Raw genomic sequence first — 6465 nt, forward strand, 5'->3', positions numbered from 1 at the left:
TCATCGTATCTCCGTCGATAGAGGAAGACGGTGGCCGCCCGGCGTCGCGCGCTCCATGCCGTCCGGCGCCGGATACGCCGGCAGTCCCGCGGCCGCCGCGCGGACCGCCGCTACGACGGCCTGGAACGCGTCGTCCCCGAGGTGGGGCCCGAGGGGAAGGCTGAGGCTCTCCGCCGCACGGCGTTCGCTGAGCGGGTGGGTGCCGGCCGGAGCGCCGGCCGGGTCGTCGGCGTAGGCCGGGGTCCGGTGGGGCGGTACGGGATAGTGGATCAGGGTCTGCACCCCGGCCCGTTCGATTCGGCGGCGCAGTTCGTCGCGTTCCACGCAGCGGATCACGTAAAGGTGCCACACCGGGTCGGCCCAGGGGGCGGTGGCGGGGACGGCGATCTGCGGGAGGGCCCCCAAGGCCCGGCTGTAGCGCTCGGCCGTGTGCACCCGGAGGGCGTTCCATGCCTGCAGCCGCGGCAGTTTGGCGCGCAGCACGGCGGCCTGGAACTCGTCGAGCCGCGAGTTGGTGGCCTGTACCTCGTGCCGGTACTTCTCCCGGGAGCCACAGTTGCGCAGCAGCCGGATCCGGTCGGCCACGGCGGCGTCACCGGTGACCACCGCCCCGCCGTCACCCATGGCGCCGAGGTTCTTGCCGGGGTAGAAGCTGAACGCGACCACATGGCCTGACCCGATCCGGCGCCCCCGGTAGCGGGCGCCGTGCGCCTGCGCGGCGTCCTCCACCACGGCCAGGCCGTGCCGTTCGGCGATCGCCAGCAGCGGGTCCAGATCAGCCGGATGCCCGTACAGATGCACCGGCATCACGGCCCTGGTACGGGGGGTGATCGCCGCCTCCACCTGCGCCGGGTCCATGGACAGCCCGTCCGGCGTCGGGTCGACACCCACCGGCCGGGCCCCGGCGGCGGACACCGCCAGCCAGGTGCCGATGAAGGTGTGCGCGGGCACCACCACCTCGTCACCGGGGCCGATGCCGAGCGCGCGCAGCGCCAGTTCCAGGGCGTCGCAGCCGCTGCCGACCGCCACGCAGTGGTCGTTGTCGCAGTACGCGGCGAACTCCGCCTCGAATCCCGCCAGTTCCGCACCCAGCAGATAGCGTCCGGAGGCGGACACCCGCCGGAGGGCCCCGTCGATGTCGGCCCGCAGCTCCCGATAGGCCGCACCCGCGTCGAGGAAGGGCACGTTCACTTGATGCTCCATGCGTCGCGCAGGAATGTGTCGTAGTCGCGGTAGTAGTCGGACTCCTCGTAGTGCCGCGAGGCGAGGACGAGGGCGACGGAGTCCGGTGCGAAGTCCTTGAGCACTCGCCACACCATGGGCCCGATATAGAGCCCGGCGCCCGGTTCCTCAAGCCGGTACGTGGTGCTCTGGAAGCCGTCGTCCAGGCTGATCGAGAATCCGCCGTGCACGGCGATGACGAGCTGCTCCAGAGTGCGGTGCCCGTGCAGCCCGCGGGGCGGTGACGACTCCGACTGCCCGTGCATGTAGTAGACGCGCTTGATGGGGAAGCCTACGGTGATGCCGGACTCGACCACGGAGAGGCTGCCGCGCGGGTCGATGTGCTGTTCGAGCCTGATCAGCCGACACGGTTTGATCCTGCCGACTCGCACGGCGTGGGAGGACTCGGCTGCGTTCTCGGCCATGGCGGCGCTCCTCTCGGGATGGGCGCGGCTCTGCGGCTGATGCGGACCGCGGAACCCGGGGGCCGGCGGCTCGGTCAGCGCCACTCGACGTGGACGGGCAGGTACTTCGCGGTGAGCTGATCGGCCTCGTAGTAGCGGGCGTTGCCGTGGTCGATGCGGAACTCCTTGATCTGGTCCAGCATCAGTTCGAGCATCACCTTGCCTTCCTGACGTGCCAGGAAGGCGCCCAGGCAGTGGTGAATACCGATGCCGAAGGCCATGTGGCGGGAGCCGCTTGAGCGTCGGATGTCGAAGGTGTCGGGGTCCGGGAAGTGTTCGGGGTCGCGGTTGGCCGACTGGCTCCAGGCGATGACCATCTGGCCCTTCTTCATTTCCGGGCCGAGGATGTCGGTGTCCTCCTTGAGGAAGCGGAAGATGTTGTTGAAGGGGCTGCGGTAGCGCAGCGTCTCCTCAACCGCACCGGTCACCAGCTCGCGGTCGGCGCGCAGGTCCGCCAGCGCCTCGGGGTTCTCCTCCAGTACGAGGAAGAGGTTGCTGAGCAGCGTGCTTGACGAGACGTGGCCGGCGGTGAGCAGCAGGGCCACGATGTTGACGATCTCCACATCGGTGAGCTTGCGGCCGTCCTGCTCGGCCTGGACCAGACCGCTGATCAGGTCGTCGACCGGGGCCTCGCGCTTGGCGTGGATCTGGTGCAGGAGATAGTCGGTCATCTCCTTGAGGGCGGGCGCGATCGTCTCGCTGAAGTTGTCCGGGAGGTTCGGGTACTCCAGGCCCTCGTTGGTGAGCAGGGTGTCGACCCATCCGCGGAACACATCGCGGTCACCGGACGGGACGCCCAGCAGCTCGGCGATGACGATGACGGGCAGGGCGTAGGAGAGGTCGCCGACGACGTCGATGGTCTCCTGGCCGCGCACCGCGTCGAGGAGCTCCTGGGTGACGGCCCGGATGCGGGGCTCCAGACGAGCCATCCGCCGCGGGGTGAACGCCTGACTGACCAGCTTGCGCATCGGGCCGTGGGCGGGCGGGTCGAGGGCGCCGATGGTCCCCGGCCCGATGATCATCTCCAGCTCGGGCGGGGTCGGCATGACCTCGTTGAAGTCGGAGGAGAAGAACTGCGGATTGTTGGAGACCGTCAGGTAGTCGTCGTAACGGAAGACCTGCCAGGCCTGCCGGCTCTCGTCCCAGAAGACCGGGTGGTGGGTCCGGTTGAAGGCGAACCAGTCCAGGAGCTCCTGGGCGTTTGCCTCCTTGCTGAGTTCGAGTGGTGCTGTCGGGGCCTCGGACATCGGCCATTCTCCTTGGAAAGTGGTACGGCGGACCGAGCGCGCGACGCGGCTACTTCGGTCCCTCGACGCCGGTGAGCCTATGAATCGCTCAAGATCGCCAGCAAGGGAGACCTGACACAATGACATCCCAGTCCGAGCCCCCCGGACGGGAAACCGCCGGGGCGGCCGCAGCGGCGCCGGCAACCTGACACATTCATCGCTCGCCGGTTGTTCCAGCCGTCCCGGTGCTGAACAATTCACTGTTCACGTGCGAGAGGGATGCATGGAGAAATTAACGGAATTCCGCGCCGGAGAACACGGCGAACCGGCAGCGGAACCCCGACCCGCTGGACATCTCCCTTCCCCCTTGTCGACGCCGATGCACGGGTCCGCGGTGCACCGGCCGGAGTCCGCGGGTGATCGACTCACCGAAGTAGCCGTCACGGGTCAACGGGGTGCGCGGCACCGATTCCCGCCGGCGCTCTCCCCCCACCAGCGCGCACGAGGACGCCCCGTGCGGAGCCGACCGGCCCACGGTCCGGGCAGAACCATAGGAAGGCGGTACAACCCGTGAAGATCCTTGTCATCGGAGGCTCACAGTTCGTGGGCCGGGCCTTCGTCGCCGAGGCCCTGGGCCGCGGCCATGAAGTCACCACCTTCAACAGAGGTGTCAGCGCCGCCGACCTGCCGGGTGTCAAGGCGATCCGCGGGGACCGACAGGTGCCCGCCGACCTGGAGCGGCTGGTCGACCAGGGCGGCCGCTGGGACGCGGTCGTGGACACCTGCGGCTATGTGCCGCAGGTCGTCGGCGCCGCCGCCCGCGCACTCTCCGGCCATGCCGACACCTACCTCTACGTCTCCAGCCTGGCGGCCGTCCGGGACTGGGGCACGGCGCCCTCGATCAACGACGATTCCCCCACCCACGACTGCTCCCCGGAGGCCGGACCGGACGACGGCGACTACGGCGTCCTCAAGGCCGGCTGCGAACGCGCCGTCGTCCGCGATTTCGCCGGCGACACCCTCGTCTTCCGGGCCGGAGTGATCGTCGGCCCGCACGACAACGTCGGCCAGCTGGATTCCTGGCTGTGGCGGCTGCGCACGGCCGAGGGTGAGCGCCGGCGGGTGCTCGCGCCCGGCACCCCGGACGTCGGCATACGCATCATCGACGCGCGGGACATCGCCCTCTTCGGCCTGCGCTGCCTGGAGGAGCGGCGCACCGGCCCCTTCGTGGTCGTCACGCCCGAGCGGCACGCCACCTATGGCGAGTTGCTGGCCGCGTGCGCCGCCGCCACCGGATCACGGGCGGAACTGGTCTGGGCCGACGACGCCTTCCTCCTGGAGCGCGAGGTGGAGCCGTGGAGCGATCTCGCGATGTGGGTTCCCTGGCCGGACGCCCTGCGCATGTGGACGACCGCCGCCGACCGGGCCGAGGCCGCGGGCCTGACCTGCCGCCCGATCACCGAGACGGTGCGCGACGCCTGGGCGGTCCTGAGCGACCGGACGCCGCCCCAGCTCCCGCTCGTCAACTCCTGGGGCCTGCGGGCGGGCCTCCCGCCCGAGCGGGAGCGGGAGTTGCTGGCCGCGTGGGATGCGCACCGGCGAGGCACGCGCGCGTAATCGGCGGCCGCACGCACACGGCGGCACCGTCGGCACGGCAGACCTGACACAATTCCGCCTCCTTTTCCCGGGAAAATCCGCCGGAGGATTTCGTTCCGTCGGTGTCGGCGGCCCCGCCTCGGTAGCTGCCCGGAATCCGCGAACTTGACACAATTGATTCTCGATGCCAGCCGTTCCCTTCGTGCGGCCAATTGGGCGCAGTACGATCGTGAAGATCAGAAGAGGCAGGAATTCTGTGGCCTGGCGAGAGCTTGAGGAATGCTGGTGTCTGGAGATCTCGTGACTTCCCGAATTGACGACCGATCCGATGCCGTTGCCGTTATCGGAATGTCCTGTCGATTTCCCGGCGCGCCGGGAATCGACGAATTCTGGAAACTGCTGACCGATGGAACGGAAGCCGTCGGCCGCGCGGCCGACGGCCGTCGGCGCGGCATGATCGAGGCGGTCGGCGACTTCGACGCCGCGTTCTTCGGCATGTCACCGCGCGAGGCCGCCGAGACCGATCCGCAGCAGCGCCTGCTGCTCGAACTCGGCTGGGAGGCCCTGGAGGACGCCGGAATCGTCCCGGGATCCCTGCGTGGCGAGGCGGTCGGCGTCTTCGTCGGTGCCATGCACGACGACTACGCCACCCTGCTGCACCGGGCCGGCGCACCGGCCGGCGCCCACACCGCCACCGGCCTCCAGCGCGCCATGCTCGCCAACCGGCTCTCCTACGTCCTGGGAACCCGCGGCCCCAGCCTGGCCGTTGACACCGCGCAGTCGTCGTCGCTGGTCGCCGTGGCCCTCGCGGTCCAGAGCCTGCGCGCCGGAACCTCCCGCATGGCCATCGCGGCCGGCGTCAACCTGATCCTCGCCGACGAGGGCTCGGCCACCATGGAGCGGCTCGGCGCGCTCTCTCCCGACGGGCGTTGCCACACCTTCGACGCCCGCGCCAACGGCTATGTGCGTGGCGAGGGCGGTGCCGCCGTCGTGCTGAAGCCGCTCGCCGACGCCCTGGCCGACGGCGATCCGGTGTACTGCGTGGTGCGCGGCGCCGCCATCGGCAACGACGGCGGTGGCCCCGGGCTGACCGCCCCCGACCACGAGGGCCAGGAAGCCGTGCTCCGGGCAGCGTGCATCGAGGCCGGAGTCGACCCCGCAAAGGTGCGCTTCGTCGAACTGCACGGCACCGGCACGCCCGTGGGCGACCCGGTCGAGGCGCAGGCCCTGGGCGCGGTCCACGGCTCCGGTCGGCCGGCGGACGCCCCCCTGCTGGTGGGCTCCGTGAAGACCAACATCGGCCACCTGGAAGGCGCAGCCGGCATCGCGGGACTGGTCAAGGCCGCACTCTGCCTGCGGAAACGCACCCTGCCCGGCTCGCTCAACTTCGTCACCCCCCATCCCGCCATCCCTCTGGACCGGCTCCGGCTGAAGGTGCAGACGACCCCGACCACGCTGCACCCCGATCCGGACGGCGCCCCCCTACTGGCGGGCGTCAGCTCCTTCGGTATCGGCGGCACCAACTGCCATGTGGTCCTGGAGCACCTGCCCGAGCCGGCCCCGACCACACGGGAAGACCTAACCGCCGCCCCGTACCCGGCCCCGCCCCTGCTGTTGTCGGCCCGCTCCCACCCGGCACTGCTGGCCCAGGCCGCGCGGCTCCGTGACCACCTGAGCCGCACTGCCGCCGACCCGCAGGACGTCGCTTACTCCCTGGCCACCACACGCACCCTCTTCGAGCACCGCGCCGCGCTGCCCTGCGGCAACCGCGAGGAGTTGGTCGCCGCCCTCGACGCACTCGCCCACGGCAAGACCACGGCCGGCGTGCGCATCGGCACGGCTGTGTCGGGTGGGACGGCGGTGTTGTTTACGGGTCAGGGTGCGCAGTGGGCTGGTATGGGGCGTGAGTTGTATGCGTCGGATGGGGTGTTCGCTGCGGCGTTGGATGAGGTTTTGGG

Annotated in this window: 5 protein-coding genes; 2 read left to right on the plus strand and 3 right to left on the minus strand. The window is 70.3% G+C overall.

The window, feature by feature from the left end; all coding sequences use genetic code 11:
• From AB0G35_RS28110 to AB0G35_RS28120, 3 genes are all read right to left on the minus strand, one after another.
• Complete coding sequence (locus tag AB0G35_RS28110; protein WP_360955288.1) at window positions 1-1191, minus strand: DegT/DnrJ/EryC1/StrS family aminotransferase; 1191 nt, start codon at window positions 1189-1191, stop codon at window positions 1-3.
• Window positions 1188-1646 (minus strand): FdtA/QdtA family cupin domain-containing protein, encoded by a 459-nt coding sequence (locus AB0G35_RS28115; RefSeq protein ID WP_360955291.1) that lies wholly within the window; start codon window positions 1644-1646, stop codon window positions 1188-1190. Before AB0G35_RS28115 ends, AB0G35_RS28110 begins: the two co-directional genes overlap by 4 nt.
• Before the next feature lie 74 nt (window positions 1647-1720).
• Window positions 1721-2932, minus strand: coding sequence for a cytochrome P450 (locus AB0G35_RS28120; protein ID WP_360955294.1), 1212 nt, complete (start codon window positions 2930-2932; stop codon window positions 1721-1723).
• A 549-nt stretch (window positions 2933-3481) separates the two neighbouring features.
• On the opposite strand from AB0G35_RS28120, the gene AB0G35_RS28125 reads away from it, so the two are divergent.
• Both AB0G35_RS28125 and AB0G35_RS28130 read left to right on the plus strand, forming a co-directional pair.
• Window positions 3482-4528, plus strand: a complete 1047-nt coding sequence (locus AB0G35_RS28125) for an NAD-dependent epimerase/dehydratase family protein (protein WP_360955297.1) — start codon at window positions 3482-3484, stop codon at window positions 4526-4528.
• 327 nt (window positions 4529-4855) lie between these two features.
• Window positions 4856-6465 (plus strand): type I polyketide synthase (locus tag AB0G35_RS28130; protein WP_360955300.1); only part of this gene is annotated, 1610 nt, incomplete at its 3' end.

This window comes from Streptomyces sp. NPDC021749, assembly GCF_040640655.1.
Lineage (GTDB): Bacteria > Actinomycetota > Actinomycetes > Streptomycetales > Streptomycetaceae > Streptomyces.

Excerpts from the sequence above, each read along its gene's own strand:
- AB0G35_RS28115 (WP_360955291.1), bottom strand. The coding sequence starts at position 1,646 with ATGGCCGAGAACGCAGCCGAGTCCTCCCACGCCGTGCGAGTCGGCAGG.
- AB0G35_RS28120 (WP_360955294.1), bottom strand. The coding sequence starts at position 2,932 with ATGTCCGAGGCCCCGACAGCACCACTCGAACTCAGCAAGGAGGCAAAC.